Source organism: Acinetobacter sp. NIPH 284 (assembly GCF_000369425.1).
Taxonomy (GTDB): domain Bacteria; phylum Pseudomonadota; class Gammaproteobacteria; order Pseudomonadales; family Moraxellaceae; genus Acinetobacter.
Genome location: NZ_KB850009.1, coordinates 324,026 through 341,163, shown reverse-complemented (window position 1 = coordinate 341,163; position 17,138 = coordinate 324,026). Strand labels below are relative to the sequence as shown.

Annotated in this window: 13 protein-coding genes, 2 pseudogenes and 1 riboswitch; of the genes and pseudogenes, 14 read left to right on the top strand and 1 reads right to left on the bottom strand. The window is 40.5% G+C overall.

The window, feature by feature from the left end; genetic code table 11:
• Positions 1–77 precede the first annotated feature (77 nt).
• The 14 genes and pseudogenes from F908_RS02495 (at position 78) to recJ (ending at position 16,103) form a co-directional block, all read left to right on the top strand.
• Positions 78–782: a M23 family metallopeptidase gene (locus F908_RS02495; RefSeq protein WP_005156851.1), complete on the top strand. Its 705-nt coding sequence runs from the start codon at positions 78–80 to the stop codon at positions 780–782.
• Between the two features lie 205 nt (positions 783–987).
• Positions 988–3,711, top strand: a complete 2,724-nt coding sequence (aceE, locus tag F908_RS02490; protein ID WP_005156850.1) for a pyruvate dehydrogenase (acetyl-transferring), homodimeric type — start codon at positions 988–990, stop codon at positions 3,709–3,711.
• A 2-nt stretch (positions 3,712–3,713) separates the two neighbouring features.
• Positions 3,714–5,669 (top strand): 2-oxo acid dehydrogenase subunit E2, encoded by a 1,956-nt coding sequence (locus F908_RS02485; RefSeq protein ID WP_005156849.1) that lies wholly within the window; start codon positions 3,714–3,716, stop codon positions 5,667–5,669.
• Positions 5,670–5,805: 136 nt separating this feature from the next.
• A pseudogene (locus tag F908_RS02480) lies at positions 5,806–6,093 on the top strand (hypothetical protein).
• A 34-nt stretch (positions 6,094–6,127) separates the two neighbouring features.
• Positions 6,128–6,268: riboswitch (yybP-ykoY riboswitch) on the top strand.
• Positions 6,269–6,352: 84 nt separating this feature from the next.
• Positions 6,353–6,928, top strand: a complete 576-nt coding sequence (locus F908_RS02475) for a TMEM165/GDT1 family protein (protein ID WP_004659895.1) — start codon at positions 6,353–6,355, stop codon at positions 6,926–6,928.
• Positions 6,929–7,088: 160 nt separating this feature from the next.
• Positions 7,089–7,886 (top strand): oxygen-binding di-iron domain-containing protein, encoded by a 798-nt coding sequence (locus tag F908_RS02470; protein ID WP_005156846.1) that lies wholly within the window; start codon positions 7,089–7,091, stop codon positions 7,884–7,886.
• Between the two features lie 104 nt (positions 7,887–7,990).
• The gene (locus F908_RS02465; RefSeq protein ID WP_005156844.1) at positions 7,991–8,356 is read left to right on the top strand and encodes a YkgJ family cysteine cluster protein; all 366 of its coding nucleotides are present in this window, start codon (positions 7,991–7,993) and stop codon (positions 8,354–8,356) included.
• A gap of 141 nt (positions 8,357–8,497) precedes the next feature.
• On the top strand, positions 8,498–9,964 hold the full coding sequence (gene guaB / locus F908_RS02460; protein WP_004659900.1) for an IMP dehydrogenase: 1,467 nt from the start codon (positions 8,498–8,500) through the stop codon (positions 9,962–9,964).
• 126 nt (positions 9,965–10,090) lie between these two features.
• The gene (gene glmM, locus F908_RS02455; protein WP_005156841.1) at positions 10,091–11,428 is read left to right on the top strand and encodes a phosphoglucosamine mutase; all 1,338 of its coding nucleotides are present in this window, start codon (positions 10,091–10,093) and stop codon (positions 11,426–11,428) included.
• Between the two features lie 12 nt (positions 11,429–11,440).
• The gene (gene pdxH, locus F908_RS02450) at positions 11,441–12,094 is read left to right on the top strand and encodes a pyridoxamine 5'-phosphate oxidase (protein WP_005156839.1); all 654 of its coding nucleotides are present in this window, start codon (positions 11,441–11,443) and stop codon (positions 12,092–12,094) included.
• Positions 12,095–12,181, top strand: a pseudogene (locus F908_RS16475) (hypothetical protein); the annotation flags it as partial.
• Between the two features lie 145 nt (positions 12,182–12,326).
• Entirely contained in the window at positions 12,327–13,409 is a 1,083-nt protein-coding gene (locus F908_RS02445) for a DNA cytosine methyltransferase (RefSeq protein WP_005156837.1), read from the top strand.
• The gene (locus F908_RS02440) at positions 13,409–14,383 is read left to right on the top strand and encodes a HaeIII family restriction endonuclease (protein WP_005156833.1); all 975 of its coding nucleotides are present in this window, start codon (positions 13,409–13,411) and stop codon (positions 14,381–14,383) included. Before F908_RS02445 ends, F908_RS02440 begins: the two co-directional genes overlap by 1 nt.
• Before the next feature lie 19 nt (positions 14,384–14,402).
• On the top strand, positions 14,403–16,103 hold the full coding sequence (gene recJ / locus F908_RS02435) for a single-stranded-DNA-specific exonuclease RecJ (RefSeq protein WP_005156831.1): 1,701 nt from the start codon (positions 14,403–14,405) through the stop codon (positions 16,101–16,103).
• Between the two features lie 76 nt (positions 16,104–16,179).
• Here the strand turns inward: recJ and F908_RS02430 are convergent, their stop codons facing one another.
• Entirely contained in the window at positions 16,180–16,986 is an 807-nt protein-coding gene (locus F908_RS02430; protein ID WP_005156830.1) for a putative porin, read from the bottom strand.
• Between the last annotated feature and the right edge of the window lie 152 nt (positions 16,987–17,138).

Here is a 17,138-nt window from a genome sequence, read left to right as displayed (position 1 = left end):
TTAAGCGTTCATTTTAACTGTTATCAAGGAAGAGATGATAAAGGAACTATTTAAGGACTGTTTCAAGAGGTTTTTTTATGCATATGCGTCGTATTTTACTTGCATTCTCACTCGCTGCTTCAGCCGCTTCGGTTGCTTTTGCAGATTATCAAAATATTGGTCAAGCAACAGATGGTGACCGCCTAGAGCAATTATCTAAAACCTTAGCACAAGGTTCTTATAGCCATCCTGATGATATTGATTTGCCTGCCGTATCGAATGTATCAGTTAAATTGCGCGAAAAAACCATTGAATTGAATAATGCTACGATCGAAAGAAAATATGGTCGTTCAGCGATTTCATCGACTGCCGAAGATAATGCACCATCTTTTTCAGCAAATACAGGTTATTCGTGGTTAGTTAATCACCCACTTCAAGAAGGGCGGGTAAGTTCAACATGGGGTAACCGTACCTTATTAGGAACGACACGTCATCATTCGGGTGTTGATTTAGCGGCACCATCAGGTACACCTATTTATTCAACAGGTTCTGGTGTTGTAACCAAATCAGGTTGGGGGTCAGGTTATGGTCAATATGTTGAAATCGATCATGGCAACGGTTATATCACTCGTTATGCTCACGCTTCACGCTTAATGGTGAATGCGGGTGATCGCGTTAGTGCAGGCGAACATATTGCCAATGTAGGCTGTACTGGACGTTGTACAGGACCACATTTGCATTTTGAAGTTGTCAAAAATGGTCAACGTAAAAATCCAACAACTTATCTTGCCATGTTGCCTTAAGCTAATTTGTTAACAGTTGTATATTAAATTTAAAAAGAAAGCGCCTTAATTGGCGTTTTTTTATGTTTTTTGTTTCATTTGAGTCAATGACTATTTAGCAAGAAAATATTAAGGGAATTTGTATTCATTTGGGGCGATACCTCCATAGCACCAAAACATGATAAATATATAAGGTCAAAATAACTTAAGGGAAAAGGTGAATTGTATGGCGTTTTATGGCGACTCAGACGCGCAGGAAACCCAGGAATGGCAAGAAGCATTTGATTCAGTATTACAACATATGGGCACGGAACGCGCCGCATTCTTATTAGAAAAACTTTATCAACAGGCTATTGCAAAACATGTTCCGATCCAACGCTTAAATACACCTTATCTCAATACGATTTCTGTTGAAGAACAACCAGCGATGCCAGGCGACCAAGATATGGAGCGTCGTATTCGTGCTTTGATTCGTTGGAATGCCTTGGCGATGGTATTACGTGCCAATAAAACAGGCGATGATCTTGGTGGGCATCTTGCCAGCTTCGCATCTTCCGCCACTTTGTACGATGTGGGCTTTAACCATTTCTTTCGTGCTGCCTCGGACAATTTCGGCGGTGACATGATTTATTATCAGGGTCATTGTGCCCCTGGTATTTACGCACGTTCATTTTTGGAAGGGCGTTTAACTGAAGATCAATTGAATAATTTCCGCCGTGAAGTGGGTGGTAATGGTCTTCCGAGTTATCCACATCCGTATTTAATGCCGGACTATTGGCAATTCCCAACTGTATCCATGGGTTTGGGTCCAATTATGTCGATTTACCAAGCACACATTCAAAAGTACTTGATGAATCGTGGTTTGATCAAAGAAGAAAATCGTAAAGTCTGGGCATATCTGGGCGATGGTGAGATGGATGAGCCAGAAAGTACGGGTGCAATTTCACTTGCTGGTCGTGAAAAGCTGGATAACCTGATTTGGGTGGTGAACTGTAACTTACAGCGTCTCGATGGTCCTGTACGTGGTAACGGTAAAATTATTCAAGAATTAGAATCTTTATTCCGTGGTGCGGGATGGCGTGTGATTAAAGTGGTGTGGGGCCGTCATTGGGATCCACTACTGGCTAAAGACAGCACTGGTGCTTTAAAAGCGGTTATGGAAGAAACACTGGATGGCGAATACCAACGCTTACAAGTGAAGGGCGGTGCATATGCACGCGAAAAATTCTTTGGTAAATACCCAGAAGCGGCTGAGTTGATTAAAGACCTAAGCGATGAAGATATTGATAATCTAAATCGTGGTGGTCATGACCCTTACAAAGTTTTTGCAGCCTATGCAGAAGCATGTACAGCCAAAGGTCAACCAACTGTAATCTTAGCGAAAACTGTTAAAGGTTATGGCTTGTCTGATGAAATTGAAGCAGTAAACAAAACGCATCAAATCAAAAAGATGCAAATCGAATCTTTAAAATATGTACGTGATCGCTTCAATTTGCCATTTAACGATGAGCAATTAGAAGAAGTACCTTTCTATCGTCCAAGCGAAAACTCGCCTGAATTGAAATATATGAAGGCGCGTCGTGAAGCGTTAGGCGGTTATCTACCTGCACGTCGTAAAGAGAGTGAAACTTTAGCGATTCCTGAATTATCAGTATTTGATGCTGTATTAAATGGCTCTGGCGGTAAAGAGCAATCGACCACGATGCTGATGGTTCGTTTAATTGCTGCATTATTGAAAGAAAAAGCAATTAAAGACCGTGTCGTTCCAATCGTTCCAGACGAAGCACGTACTTTCGGTTTAGAAGGGATGTTCCGTCAGCTCGGTATTTATGCTGCGCACGGTCAAAAATATACGCCTGAAGATCAAGAACAGTTGATGCATTATCGTGAAGCAAGTGACGGTCACATGCTGCAAGAGGGGATTAACGAAGCAGGTGCGATGAGTGCGTGGGCTGCATTGGCAACCAGTTATTCAACCAATAACTTGCCGATGATTCCAATGTACATGTACTACTCAATGTTTGGTTTCCAACGTATTGGGGATATTGCATGGGCTGCGGGTGATGCACAGGCACAAGGTTTCTTACTTGGTGCGACTGCTGGCCGTACCACATTGAATGGTGAAGGTTTACAGCACCAAGATGGTCATTCACATATCTTGGCGAACACCATTCCAAACTGTGTATCTTATGATCCATGTTTTGGTTATGAATTGGCTGTGATCGTACACGATGGTTTACAACGCATGTATGTGAACCAAGAGCGAGTGTTCTATTACTTAACCGTAATGAACGAAAACTACGAGCATCCTGCAATGCCAGAAGGCGCTGAGGAAGGCATTAAGCGTGGTATGTACTTGTTCGAAAAAGATGAAAAAGCAACAGTTCAATTACTGGGTTCAGGTGTCATTCTTCGTGAGGTGATCAAAGCTGCGAAAATCTTACGTGATGAATACCAAATCCATTCAAACGTTTGGAGTGTAACTAGCTTCAACGAGTTGTCACGTGATGGGATGGCATGCGAAGAATATAACCGCTTACACCCACTTGCGCTTGCTGAAGAAGTGAAAGAATCTTGGGTATCTAAACAGTTACGTGGTACTGAAGGTATTGTTGTTTCTGCGACAGACCATATGCGTGCGTACAGTGAACAAATCCGTGCATATTTACCAGATGGTCGCCCATTTGTTGCATTAGGTACAGATGGTTACGGCCGTTCAGATACACGTGCCAACTTACGTAGTTTCTTTGGTGTTGATGCTGCACATATCGTGGTTGCGACTTTGAAAAAATTAGCGGACGAAGGTGAGGTAGATGCACGTTTAGTGAAAGATGCAATTTCTAATTTTGAATTAGATACGGATCGTCCAGTGGCATGGGCGCCACAAGCTCATCCAGAAGTCCAGGCAGTTGCTGAATACAATGAAACACAAACAGGTGAGGGGAAATAATTATGCAAATCCAAGCACCTGATATTGGCGTAGATAAAGCACTTGTTGCAGAAATCTTGGTCAAAGTCGGCGATCATGTTGCAGTTGACGATAGCCTTCTAGTTTTAGAGTCAGATAAAGCAACGGTAGAAGTACCAAGCACTGCGGCAGGGATCATTAAAAGTATTCTGGTTCAACAGGGCGATGAAGTGACTGAAGGCATCGCATTGATTGAGTTAGAGTCTGAGTCTGCCGCTGAAGCACCTGCAAACGATGCACCGAAGTCAGAAGCGCCAAAAGCAGAAGTAAAACCTGTCGAAGCTGAAACAAAAGCACAACCAGTTGCTGCTCCAACAGAGACAGCAAGCCAGATTGTGGATGTAAAAGTTCCCGATATCGGTGTGGAAAAAGCGCTGGTTGCAGAAGTATTGGTCAAAGTGGGTGATCAGATTGAACCTGAACAAAGTATTGTGGTGGTTGAATCGGACAAAGCGACTGTAGAAGTCCCAAGCTCGGTTGCGGGGATTGTGGAAGCGATCCAGATTAAAGAAGGCGATAGCATTAAGGAAGGTGTGGTCTTGATTCAGGTCAAGACTGCAAGTTTGGCTGCTGCACCAGAACCACAAGCAACTCCAACTCAAACAGAAGCGCCAGTCGCAACGACTGAGGTACCAGTTGCAACGAATAGCTCAACGGGTCATGTTGAAATTGAAATACCTGATCTAGGTGTAGAAAAAGCTCTTGTTTCAGAAATTTTGGTCAATGTTGGTGATCGTGTTGAAGCTCAACAAAGCCTATGCGTGGTTGAATCAGATAAGGCATCGGTTGAAGTACCAAGCTCGGTTGCAGGGATTGTGAAAGCAATCCATGTGTCTGCGAATCAAGAAGTTCGTCAAGGCATGGCATTAGCAACGATTGAAGTGAGTGGCTCGACCACTGCACCAAAAGCTCAACCAACCGCTACGCCTGCGACTCAAGTAGTACCAGCAAAACCACAGGCGGCAGCGACAGCAGCCCCAAGTGCGCCTGCACAAGCTGAGAAACTGACCAAAGCGCAAGAAGCTGACAATGCCAAGGTGTATGCGGGTCCAGCCGTGCGTAAACTGGCACGTGAGTTAGGTGTTGTTCTTGGGCAGGTCAAAGCATCAGGTGAGCACGGTCGTGTGATGAAGGACGATGTCTTTGCTTATGTGAAAACACGTCTGACCGCACCACAACCGACTGCTGCAACGCAAGCCGCTCCAGTGGCTTCAGGCTTGCCGAAGTTACCAGACTTTAGTTCATTTGGTGGCGGTGAAGTGAAAGCGATGACGCGTTTACAGCAAGTGTCTGTGCCACAGCTGTCATTGAATAACTTTATTCCGCAAGTGACGCAGTTTGACTTGGCGGATATTACCGAGCTTGAAGCATGGCGTGGCGAACTGAAAGATGGCTTTAAAAAACAAGGCTTGAGCTTAACCATCTTGGCCTTTATTGCCAAAGCGGTTGCGCACTTGTTAAAAGAAGAGCCGTATTTTGCGGGGCATTTGGCTGATGATCAGAAGTCAGTATTATTGCGTAACGAAATTCATATGGGTATTGCGGTTGCAACCCCAGATGGTTTAACAGTGCCTGTATTACGTAATCCTGATCAAAAATCAATTAAGCAAATTGCAGCAGAATTGGCTGAACTCAGCCAAAAAGCCCGTGATCGTAAATTGTCACCGAAAGATCTACAAGGTGCCAATTTTACCATTACCAGCTTAGGCAGTATTGGTGGTACTGCATTTACGCCGTTGGTCAATTGGCCGCAAATCGCGATTTTAGGTATATCCCCTGCAACCATGCAACCTGTGTGGAATGGTAAAGACTTTGATCCGCGCTTAATGTTGCCGTTGTCATTGTCTTATGACCACCGTGTGATTAATGGTGCTGACGCAGCACGTTTTACCAATAAGTTGACCAAGCTTTTAAAAGATATTCGTAGCCTATTGCTCTAGTACTTTTTAACGATGGAAACCTCGCATATGCGAGGTTTTCTATTTTATAGCATTAAAAAATCGACTTTATTTGTGCAAGCTTTTGTCTAAAATTAATATAGTTGAAAGAAGTATTTATTCGGAATAAGGAGCAAGGATGTTAATCATTTATCGAGTTGTATTACCGATATTACTGATTATTTTTGTATTAATGGGCTTGTAGGTCAATTTTCTACATTTTGCATCAGATTGGGTGATGTACATCGTCATGGGTTTGGAAGTGTTAGCTGCAACAATTGTGGTTAGCATGGAATATCAAGCTCAAAATGTTGGCGGTGCAAGTGGTTGGGGGATTTTTGGTTTTTTTGGCTTGAGTGTGAATTTAGCTTTGTTATTGGGGATTGCCCGTTTGCTAATTTGGGGTTACCAAAAATTTTGGGCGTAGTGATTTAAAAAATTTAAAGAGTTTGATAAACTAATATCACTTCATTGGGGAGTAGCCGCTCTTTACGCAAAGTAAAGAGGTGATGGTCAACATAATTGTTCCACAGAACATGGTCATCATAGCAAAGAACCAAGAACAGCTGTTTAGCTGTGCTTTTGTTGGCAAGACCTTTGATTTACCACTCTGCATCAATCTACTTGATTTTGGCTAGCAGGAGGGGTAGGTCATCGGTATATTTTGCTAGCCAGAGCATTCAACTATGTATGAATTCCTCATCTCCACATCAATTGTTGCCCTTGCTGAAATGGGCGATAAAACGCAATTGCTGGCATTATTACTCGCCGCACGTTTCCGTAAACCCGTTCCGATTTTAATTGCAATTTTACTGGCTACCACGATTAATCATGGTATCTCTGCAGTATTAGGTCAATGGATTACGACTGTCCTAAGTCCTGAAATTCTATTATGGATTTTGGCACTTGGTTTTATCGGTATGGCGATTTGGATGCTCATTCCTGATGAATTAGGGGATGAAACTGAAAGTATTAATAAATGGCAAAAATTCGGCGTATTTGGTGCAACTTTTATTCTATTTTTCTTGGCTGAAATTGGTGATAAAACCCAAATTGCTACAGTTGCTTTAGCTGCACGTTTTGACAGTATTTTTTGGGTCATGTGTGGTACAACGCTTGGCATGATGTTAGCGAATGCGCCAGCAGTATTTATCGGCGATAAGTTAGCAGATAAGTTACCAATTTCACTTATTCATAAAATTGGTGCTGCCATTTTCTTAGTCGTTGGTGTTTCAACTTTGGTACAGCATTATTTCTTCTAATTAAGTTTTAAATTGCAAAAAAGATCCATCATTTATGCATGGATCTTTTTTGCATAAATTATGATAAAAATACAATATCTGATTGAAACAATAATAAAATCCCATTATTTTATCAAGGAATTAAAATATTTCATATTTAAAGAATTTTTATGGGGTTGATATGAGTTTTGAGCGGACTACGTCGCAAATACTATTTGATAATGGTACGCATAAATGCATTAGTTTTACTAGTTTGGTCAAGGGCGAAGGCATTCAAGCCAATCAATTTTTAATTATTGATCACGATCGTGCAGCGGTTCTAGATCCAGGTGGTGATCTGACCTATGTTCCTTTAACCATGGAGTTAAACCGCTATACCAAATTGAAAAATTTGGATTATGTGATGGCATCCCATCAAGACCCCGATATTATTACTTCGATGCCACGTTGGTTAGTTTATACCGATGCGAAAGTAGTGGCATCTAAATTATGGGCACGCTTTTTACCGCATTTAAACTCAGCATTTATGAGTGATCGAATGAAAGGGAATTGGGAAGATCGCTTAATTGAGCTTGCCGATACTGGACAAGTGATTCCTTTAGGTGAATCAGCAATCGTAGCGATTCCTGCTCACTTTTTGCATTCGGTGGGCAACTTCCAGTTTTATGATCCAGTCGCCAAAATTCTTTTTTCAGGGGATATGGGTGCCTCAATTGTTGATGATGCCAGCCAGCCGATTTCCGATTTTGAAGCTCACATCAAGAAGATGAAAGGCTTCCACCAGCGTTATATGTGTTCCAACAAGGTCATCCGTTTATGGGTGAATATGGTTCGCCAGATGGACCTCGACATGATTGTGCCGCAGCATGGCACCGCATTTGTTGGAAAAGAGATGATCAACCAGTTTCTGGACTGGATTGAGGGTCTGGAATGTGGAGTGGACCTGATGAATGAGTATGTGTTTAGTTGTCCTACCTAAATGAATTCATAATATTTTTTCTATAAATCTATTGTGTTCATCAACAACTTTTCTTAGGATTCAAGTTACAAAAAATTAATTTGATAACGAGAATTTTAAGAAAAATGTTGTCTCAAGTTGCAAGCTCAGATGCATGCGTGAGTTGTGGTGCATGCTGTGCAAATTATCGTGTTTCTTTTTATTGGGCTGAAGCAGAACGGATGCCTGCAAACATGGTCGAACCGCTCACAGCCGTTTATTCTTGTATGAAAGGTACCAACCAAGCTCAAGTCAAATGTATCGCATTACAAGGAGAAGTAGGACAGCAAGTCAGTTGTTCGATCTACGTCATTCGAAGCTCAACGTGTAAAGAGGTTCAGATTGCGGATGATCATTGTAATAAAGCACGACTTGCGCACAATCTCATCCCATTGATTAATATTGAACAACAAGATTCAGAAAATAATGAGAATTATGATCAAGTTTGTTAACTGCATCGATGTTGCTTAAATGACATAAGGCGTCGTAGTGAAGCGTTTCTACGCGCTTATCAAATTATTTTCATCATAGAAAATGAAAATCACATCGAAATTTGTTTATAATAGCTCACGGAAATTACCAGTGAGATTGTTATGCTGACCATCGTTCAAGAAGCGTTAACCTTCGATGATGTCTTATTACTTCCTGCCTACTCAACTGTTCTCCCAAAAGATGTCTCCTTAAAGACACGTTTAACTCGCGGAATTCAACTGAATATCCCTCTCGTTTCTGCTGCAATGGATACGGTGACTGAGTCTCGTATGGCGATTGCAATGGCGCAAAATGGTGGTATTGGTATTTTGCATAAAAACATGGATATCGCTGCACAAGCTGCGGAAGTACGCCGTGTAAAAAAATTCGAAGCTGGAATGGTGAAAGACCCAATCACAGTAACACCTGAAACGACAGTACGTGAACTTATTGCAATTACCCAAGCGAATAATATTAGCGGTGTACCTGTTGTAAAAGATGGCAAAGTTGTGGGTATTGTCACAGGTCGTGATACACGTTTTGAAACCAATCTTGAACAACCAGTAAGCAACATCATGACAGGTCAAGACCGTTTAGTGACTGTTCGTGAAGGTGAGTCGAAAGAAAATATTCAAGCATTGCTACAAAAGCATCGTATTGAAAAAGTTCTAGTTGTTGGTGAACACAATGAACTCAAAGGTTTAATTACAGTCACTGACTTCCGTAAAGCGGAAAGCTATCCAAGCAGCTGTAAAGATGACCTTGGTCGTTTACGTGTGGGTGCTGCGGTCGGTACAGGTGTAGAAACACCAAGCCGTGTGGAAGCATTAGTCGATGCGGGTGTAGATGTGATTGTCGTAGATACGGCACACGGTCACTCAGCGGGCGTAATTGAACGTGTACGTTGGGTAAAAACAAATTATCCACAAGTTCAAGTGATTGGTGGAAACATTGCAACAGGTGATGCAGCTTTAGCATTGTTAGATGCAGGTGCAGATGCCGTTAAAGTGGGTATTGGTCCTGGTTCGATCTGTACGACACGTATTGTGGCAGGTATTGGTATGCCGCAGATTTCGGCAATTGATAGTGTTGCCAATGCACTAAAAGATCAAATTCCATTGATCGCAGATGGCGGTATTCGTTTCTCTGGCGATATGGCGAAAGCGATTGGCGCAGGTGCGAGCACAATCATGGTCGGTTCACTCCTTGCTGGTACTGAAGAAGCGCCAGGTGAAGTTGAATTTTTCCAAGGTCGTTACTATAAAGCGTATCGTGGTATGGGTTCATTGGGTGCAATGGCGGGAGCAACAGGTTCTGCTGACCGTTATTTCCAAGACTCTAAAGCGGGTGCTGAAAAGTTGGTCCCAGAAGGCATCGAAGGTCGTGTTCCATATAAAGGTCCAATGGGCAATATCATCCATCAAATGATGGGTGGTTTACGTTCTTCTATGGGCTATACAGGTTCATCTGTGATTGAAGATCTTCGTCAAAATGCAAAATTTGTGAAAATTACTTCGGCAGGCATGTCTGAATCACATGTTCATGATGTGACGATTACTAAAGAAGCACCAAACTATCGTGTAGGTTGATCTTTAGTAATTTTGGCAATAAAAAAACCGTCAGTGCACTGACGGTTTTTTTGTTTTGGTGTAAAGTAAAACAGATGAAAAATGATATGACGATACGTCATATAAAGATAAGAAAGCGAGTAAAGAATGAGCTATTTTGGAACTGATGGAATTCGTGGCAAATTTGGACAAATGCCGATTACCCCTGAATTTGCATTAAAATTAGGATTTGCAGCAGGAAAAGTATTAAAAAGAAATAGTCCTAAAAACAAACCAATTGTGGTTATGGGTAAAGATACGCGTTTATCAGGTTATATTCTAGAAGCAGCTCTCCAAGCAGGTTTAAACGCAGCAGGTGTGTATGTGCATTTGTTGGGGCCATTACCAACGCCTGCTATAGCGCATTTAACACGTGCTTTACATGCACATGCAGGTATTGTGATTTCAGCATCACATAACCCTTACTTTGATAATGGGATTAAATTTTTCTCAGGTGAAGGTAAAAAACTCCCAGATGCCTTACAAAATGAGATCAATCAAGAATTAGAAAAAGATTTAGTGATTGATGATACGGCTAACCTAGGTAAAAGTGTTCGTGTAAAAGATGCAAATGGTCGATACATCGAATTCTGTAAATCAACATTTCCATATCACTTCGATCTTAGTAATCTCACAATTGTAGTGGATTGTGCTAACGGCGCAGCATATAGCGTTGGTCCTTCAGTTTTTAGAGAGCTAGGTGCAAAAGTAATCCCGCTTTTTAATGAACCAGATGGTTTAAATATCAATGAAAATTGTGGATCAACCCATCCTGAATTTCTACAAAAGGCTGTGGTTAACCACCAAGCTGATTTAGGTATTGCGTTTGATGGTGATGCAGATCGTGTCGTAATGGTAGATAAAAATGGTCAACTGGTAGATGGTGATCATATTCTGTATATCCTTGCTACTCAGGCGAAAAATAAACCAGCAGGTATTGTTGGAACAGTCATGAGTAATATGGCACTTGAGTTAGCATTACAAAAAGCGGATGTCGGTTTTGTACGCGCAAAAGTCGGTGACCGCTATGTATTACAGGCATTAGAAGAAAATGGTTGGGTCACAGGTGGTGAGCCTTCAGGTCATATCTTAACGTTGGATAAGAGCACAACTGGTGATGCGATTATTGCCGCTCTACAAGTATTAACGGTGATGGTTGAGCAAGAGAAAGCATTACATGAATTAGTTGCAGACTTTGAATTATTTCCACAGGTGTTAATCAATGTTCGTTTACAGCATATGATTGATCCATATGCTGTTCCTGCTCTTGTTGCTGAATTTGAAAAAGCTGAACAACAATTGACTGGGCGTGGACGTATTTTGATTCGTAAATCAGGTACTGAACCTGTGATTCGAGTTATGGTAGAAGGAGATCAACAGCAGGAAGTGGATGCCATCGCAAATCATTTAGCCGATGCAGTCAGAGCTCATGCTCAAGCTGCTTAAAGGAGAGTAATAATGAATGATGTCATTAAAGACCTGAGTGAACTTCGTTTAAGTTATGAACAAGGTGAGTTACACGAATCCCAGATCAGTGTAAATCCCCATGAGCAATTCTTGAATTGGTTCAATCATGCGCTCACTGCTCAATTACATGAACCCTATGCGATGTCTTTGGCGACAGCAAATACTCAAGGTCGCCCACACGTCCGAACCGTTTTGTTACGTGGTGCAACAGAAGCTGGTTATGATTTTTACACCAATTATGATAGTCAGAAAGGATTAGACCTTGCGGAAAATCCTTATGCTGAACTTTTATTTTACTGGCCGAGTTTAGAACGTCAGGTACGTATCGGTGGTCAGGTTTCCAAGATTCCAGAACAGGAATCGACGGATTATTACCATAAGCGTCCACGTGATAGTCAGATTGCAGCACATATTAGTACGCCACAAAGTGGTGTCATTGAAAGCCGTGAGTTATTACAACAGCGTTTTCAAAACTTACAAAACCAAGTACATGAAGCTGAGTTGGATAAACCCGAATTTTGGGGTGGTTATCGCTTAGATGCAGATTATTATGAATTCTGGCAAGGACGACCAAATCGTTTACATGATCGTTTAAGTTATGAAAAACAAAATGGACTTTGGATTATTCAACGCTTGATGCCATAAATGACCATGATTCAAATTCAACAAAGACCATTAATTACACGCCCTGAACAATTTCAGGGCGTGCTTATATTTTTTTGTGAGAATCTATTTATTTGATTGTTTTATATAAGCTATTGATATAGATTTTTAGTTGTGAACGACATTTTTTGTCGCAATGATTTAAGTTTTACATTGCAATTTGGTGATAATGGTTAGATCATTACACAAGTTGTTCAGCGTAAAGTATCAGTATATGAAAGTCGTATCGTTTTTTGCAGGAGCTGGTGGTCTCGATTTAGGTTTTGAACAAGCCGGCTTTGATGTGGTTTGGGCGAATGAATATGATAAAGAAATCTGGTCAACCTACGAACTGAACCACAAGAACACAGTTTTAGATAAGAGAAGTATTATTAACATTTCATCAGATGAAGTACCTGATTGTGATGGAATTATTGGTGGGCCACCTTGTCAGAGTTGGTCAGAAGCTGGGTCGAAACGCGGTATTGCGGATAAAAGAGGACAGCTTTTTTATGAATTTATGAGGATTCTCGCTGATAAAAAACCCAAATTCTTTCTAGCAGAGAATGTTTCAGGGATGTTATTGCCCGCACATAAGGAAGCCTTGGAACATATAAAACAAATGTTTCAAGATATTGGATATGAACTCTCTTTTGAGCTTTTGAACGTTGCGGATTTTGGTGTGCCTCAAGATAGAAAGCGTGTTTTTTTTGTAGGTTATAGAGAGGATTTAGGTAAGAAATTTGAGTTTCCTAAGCCAGTAACACCTGTTGATAAAATTACATTAGCACAAGCAATTGGTGATTTAAGTGAGAATGTCTTACCTGCAAAAGATGGAAACCTCACCAATGGAGCTGATTGCAAATTCCTAAATCATGAATATATGACTGGTGGATTTTCATCCATTTATATGTCGAGGAATAGAGTTAGAACGTGGGATGAAGTTTCTTTTACAATTCAAGCTGGTGGTCGGCATGCCCCATTGCATCCACAAGCGCCTAAGATGAAGTTGGTAGAACAAAATGTCCGTGAATTTATAAAAGGACAAGAGCATCTGTATCGCAGATTAAGTATTCGTGAGTGTGCAAGAATTCAAACATTTCCTGATAATTTTTTCTTTGATTACACAAAAGTTAGTGCCGCCTACAAAATGATTGGAAATGCTGTTCCAGTAAGAATGGGAAAAATTTTAGCAGAAAAAATTTATAGTGATTTAAATGCAATAAAGATATCAACTAATAGAACGTTTTCTGAAGAAGTTAATGGGACGATTGTAAAAGAAAAATTAAGTGAAATTGTAAACAGGATGTCTGCATAATGGTGAAAGTGGCAAAGCAAACAATTAATGGGAAAGCTTTTGAATATGCGGTATTACTTGAATTTCAAGCTCGCTTGAAATCTCTTGTTTCAGTAATAGAGATTATTGAGAATGAACCCTATAGCACAGCATTGAATTGTTTTAATAGTTTTATTGAAACTGAACAAGAAAAATTTAGATTGATTGCAAGTTTTGCTATTAACTATTTGATTGATATAGAACCACGTCTTTCTAATCAAATTGATATCGATGATGTATTACAATTAGAAATTGTTCCTGATAAAGCTGGAGAATCAGGAGATGTTCGTGATGTTTTGGCATTGCGTTCCTCACAAAATTGGGAAATTGGTATATCTGCAAAGAATAATCATCGAGCAGTAAAACATTCTCGTTTATCTAATGATATTGATTTTGGTCAGAAATGGTTAGGTTTGTCTTGTACTCATGCTTATTTTAATAAAATCAAACCTATCTTTGATAATTTGGCTCAAATCAAGAAAGATAGTAAATCAACACAAAAATGGGAAACTTTAGGGGATTACCATAATTCTGTATACATACCAGTTTTAGATGCTTTTAAGGAAGAGCTTATTCGCTTAGATAAGGAAAATCCAGGGATTGTTGCCGCAAGATTGGTAGAGTATTTAATAGGTAATAAAGATTTTTATAAAGTTATTAAGGGAAATAACAAGGTTGAAATTCAATCTTATAATTTACATGGTACGTTGAATCTACCATTCGGAAGTATTAAACCTAAAGCTAAAGTACCGAAACTTAAACTCCCAAATCGATTAATTGAAGTTGTATATAAAGAGAATTCAAAAACAACTTTGTTAGTCACATTAAATGAAGGATGGCAAATTTCTTTTAGAATTCATAATGCAAGTTCAAGAATTGAGCCTTCATTAAAGTTTGATATTAATTTGGTTTCAGCTCCTCATTCTCTTCACGTAACTCAATTGTTTGTAAGCTAACGGTCGATTAATTTTATAGATGACACAGATTCAAACTCAAACAAGACCATTCATTACACGCCCTGAACAATTTCAGGGCGTGCCTACGTTTATTGCTGAGATATTAGCGAGACGTGGAGTACAATCGGAACAAGAGCTTGAGCTTAAACTTAAGCATCTGCTTGCCCCGAACCTTAAGGGGCTGGATACGGCGGTTGAACTGATCGATCAGGCGATTGACCAGCAGCAGAAGATTGTCATTATTGGCGATTATGATGCCGATGGTGCGACCAGTACCGCCCTGATGGTGTTAGTGCTGCAAGAGATGGGTGCGGTGGTTGAATATCTGGTGCCTGACCGTTTTAAGTATGGTTATGGACTTACGCCAAAAATTGCTGAACTGGCGCAGCAGACCTATCAGCCAGATTTACTGATTACGGTGGATAATGGAATCTCCAGTCATGCAGGTGTTGAAACCGCACAGGCGTTGGGTATGCAGGTCATCATTACTGATCATCATTTGACGACGAAACCTACGCCAAATGCTGAAGCAGTGGTGAATCCCAATCAACTGGGCTGTGACTTTCCAAGCAAAGCATTGGCTGGTGTTGGTGTTGCCTTCTATGTACTAGCAAAATTAGCCAGTTACCGCGCTCAGCAGGGAAAAAGTAGCAGTAAGGTCACGCAATATCTGGATTTGGTTGCGTTGGGAACTTATGCTGATGTTGCATCGCTTGATTATAATAACCGTATTTTAGTGGATGCTGGCTTAAAACGAATTCAGCAATATCAATGTCGTGCAGGAATTTTAGCATTATTGGATATTGCAAAACGAGACGCCGCAAGTTTACGCGCTCAAGATTTAGGTTTCGTGATCGGCCCTCGAATTAATGCGGCCGGTCGTATGGAGAGCATGCGAATAGGTATTGAGTGTTTATTGGCTCCAGATCTAGAAACAGCCTATCCAATTGCACAGCAGCTCAATCAACTGAATGTAGAACGTCGTCAAGTTGAAGCTGAGATGAAACAGCAAGCGATCAGTGCATTACAGCATGTGCAGCTACAGGCAGATTCTTTACCTGCTGCACTGGTGATGTTTGATGAACAGTGGCATCAAGGGGTAATAGGGATTGTAGCTGGGCGTCTAAAGGAACAGTTTCACCGACCAAGTTTAGTATTTGCTCCTGATGAAGATGGGATACATATTAAAGGCTCTGCACGTTCGATTGAAGGTATTCATATTCGCGATACTATTGAGCAAGTCGCAGAACAATACCCACATTTAGTTAGCCATTTTGGTGGTCATGCCGCAGCAGCAGGTTTGACCTTAAAAAAAGATAATTTTGATGAATTTAAAACAGTTTTTATTCAATCAATTGCTGAAATGGATGAAAATTTATTCCAAGCGACTCTATGGACAGATGGTGAGTTAACTGATGCTAGTTTACATCTTGAAACGCTAGACTGGATTGATCGGCTAGGTCCTTGGGGACAAAAATTTCCAATTCCCCAATTTCAGGGAAGATTTAAAGTGATGGATTATCGCTGGCTTAAAGATCAGCATTTAAAACTGAAAGTATCTTTAGGACAGCAAATTATCGATGCAATCGCTTTTAATGCGGCAGACCGTTTTGAGTTCAACCCGATGCTGGGTTATGTTGATCTCGTTTATACATTGGAACGCAATGTCTTTAATGGCATCACCAGCCTGCAACTTCAGGTTGTATATTTAAGCCAATAAAAAAACCCACCCATAAAGGGTGGATTCCTTAGGGTCTGTTAAAGATCAACAGACCCTATATTCTCTCTGGAGAGAATTAGAAGCGGAATGTACCATTCAGACCGAAAGAATCAGCACCGTCCGTTGTTGTGTAGCTTACGCCAGCAGCAATTTGAGGTGTAAAGAATTTTTTGGCATGAAGACTAAAGATAGTATCGGAGTCTTCAACAGTTGAATCAGCAAATGATACACCTACACCCAAAGTCGGATCGATATAAAGATCAGCACCTAATTTGTATGCAGTTTCATCACCAATTGCTGTTTGAGCTTCAAAGTTAGTATTGAAACCACCAATTTGGGTAACATATTTAGCACGCAAGGTCGCGGCAGTATCTTCACCAACGGTTGTTATATAACCTGCCGAGGTCGCAAAACCATGATTTGCAACAAAGGTAGGATCAAGACTTTCTTTGGATGCGCCAACTGCAAATAGAAGACCATCAATAGGTAAGAAACCTACTTCTACTGCATAGCCAGTATTCTTATCACCCGCGAATTTGACCTGATTTAATGCACCAGATACATAGAATTGAGTATCTGGAATGAAAAATTCACCTGATACACCGTAAACATCAATATCTTCAGGACCATCACCACTCGCATTTGCGTAACCTGCACCGATATTAGAAGCTTTGTTTGAGAATGCAGCTTCAGCTAAGGGCGCATTTTTAGTATTTACTGGATTTAAATAGTATTTACCTGAGACAGTGACTGTATCAAGATCAGCATCTAAACCATCAAAATCAGTATTTTCATAGCTCGCATTAGCTTCAAATTGGTAAGCTTGAGCATTCATGGCAAAAACAGAAGCAAGAAGTGCGGTAGCAAAACTTAATTTTTTCATGGTTAACCCCTTTTTGAGATAATATACTAATTTATAAGTGATTACATTTTTTGTTACATTTTTTGTTACATTTTTAGTTTAGTAGAAAAAAACCGCGAGTCAATCTTGAGAACGTAACCAAACTGTAGCAATGTGGTTTTTTTGTAAGTTAT

What these genes read in the sequence shown, in the direction of transcription:
- F908_RS02495 (WP_005156851.1), top strand. Translation starts at nt 78, where the DNA reads ATGCATATGCGTCGTATTTTACTTGCATTCTCACTCGCTGCTTCAGCC.
- aceE (WP_005156850.1), top strand. Translation starts at nt 988, where the DNA reads ATGGCGTTTTATGGCGACTCAGACGCGCAGGAAACCCAGGAATGGCAA.
- F908_RS02485 (WP_005156849.1), top strand. Translation starts at nt 3,714, where the DNA reads ATGCAAATCCAAGCACCTGATATTGGCGTAGATAAAGCACTTGTTGCA.
- F908_RS02475 (WP_004659895.1), top strand. Translation starts at nt 6,353, where the DNA reads ATGTATGAATTCCTCATCTCCACATCAATTGTTGCCCTTGCTGAAATG.
- F908_RS02470 (WP_005156846.1), top strand. Translation starts at nt 7,089, where the DNA reads ATGAGTTTTGAGCGGACTACGTCGCAAATACTATTTGATAATGGTACG.
- F908_RS02465 (WP_005156844.1), top strand. Translation starts at nt 7,991, where the DNA reads ATGTTGTCTCAAGTTGCAAGCTCAGATGCATGCGTGAGTTGTGGTGCA.
- guaB (WP_004659900.1), top strand. Translation starts at nt 8,498, where the DNA reads ATGCTGACCATCGTTCAAGAAGCGTTAACCTTCGATGATGTCTTATTA.
- glmM (WP_005156841.1), top strand. Translation starts at nt 10,091, where the DNA reads ATGAGCTATTTTGGAACTGATGGAATTCGTGGCAAATTTGGACAAATG.
- pdxH (WP_005156839.1), top strand. Translation starts at nt 11,441, where the DNA reads ATGAATGATGTCATTAAAGACCTGAGTGAACTTCGTTTAAGTTATGAA.
- F908_RS02445 (WP_005156837.1), top strand. Translation starts at nt 12,327, where the DNA reads ATGAAAGTCGTATCGTTTTTTGCAGGAGCTGGTGGTCTCGATTTAGGT.
- F908_RS02440 (WP_005156833.1), top strand. Translation starts at nt 13,409, where the DNA reads ATGGTGAAAGTGGCAAAGCAAACAATTAATGGGAAAGCTTTTGAATAT.
- recJ (WP_005156831.1), top strand. Translation starts at nt 14,403, where the DNA reads ATGACACAGATTCAAACTCAAACAAGACCATTCATTACACGCCCTGAA.
- F908_RS02430 (WP_005156830.1), bottom strand. Translation starts at nt 16,986, where the DNA reads ATGAAAAAATTAAGTTTTGCTACCGCACTTCTTGCTTCTGTTTTTGCC.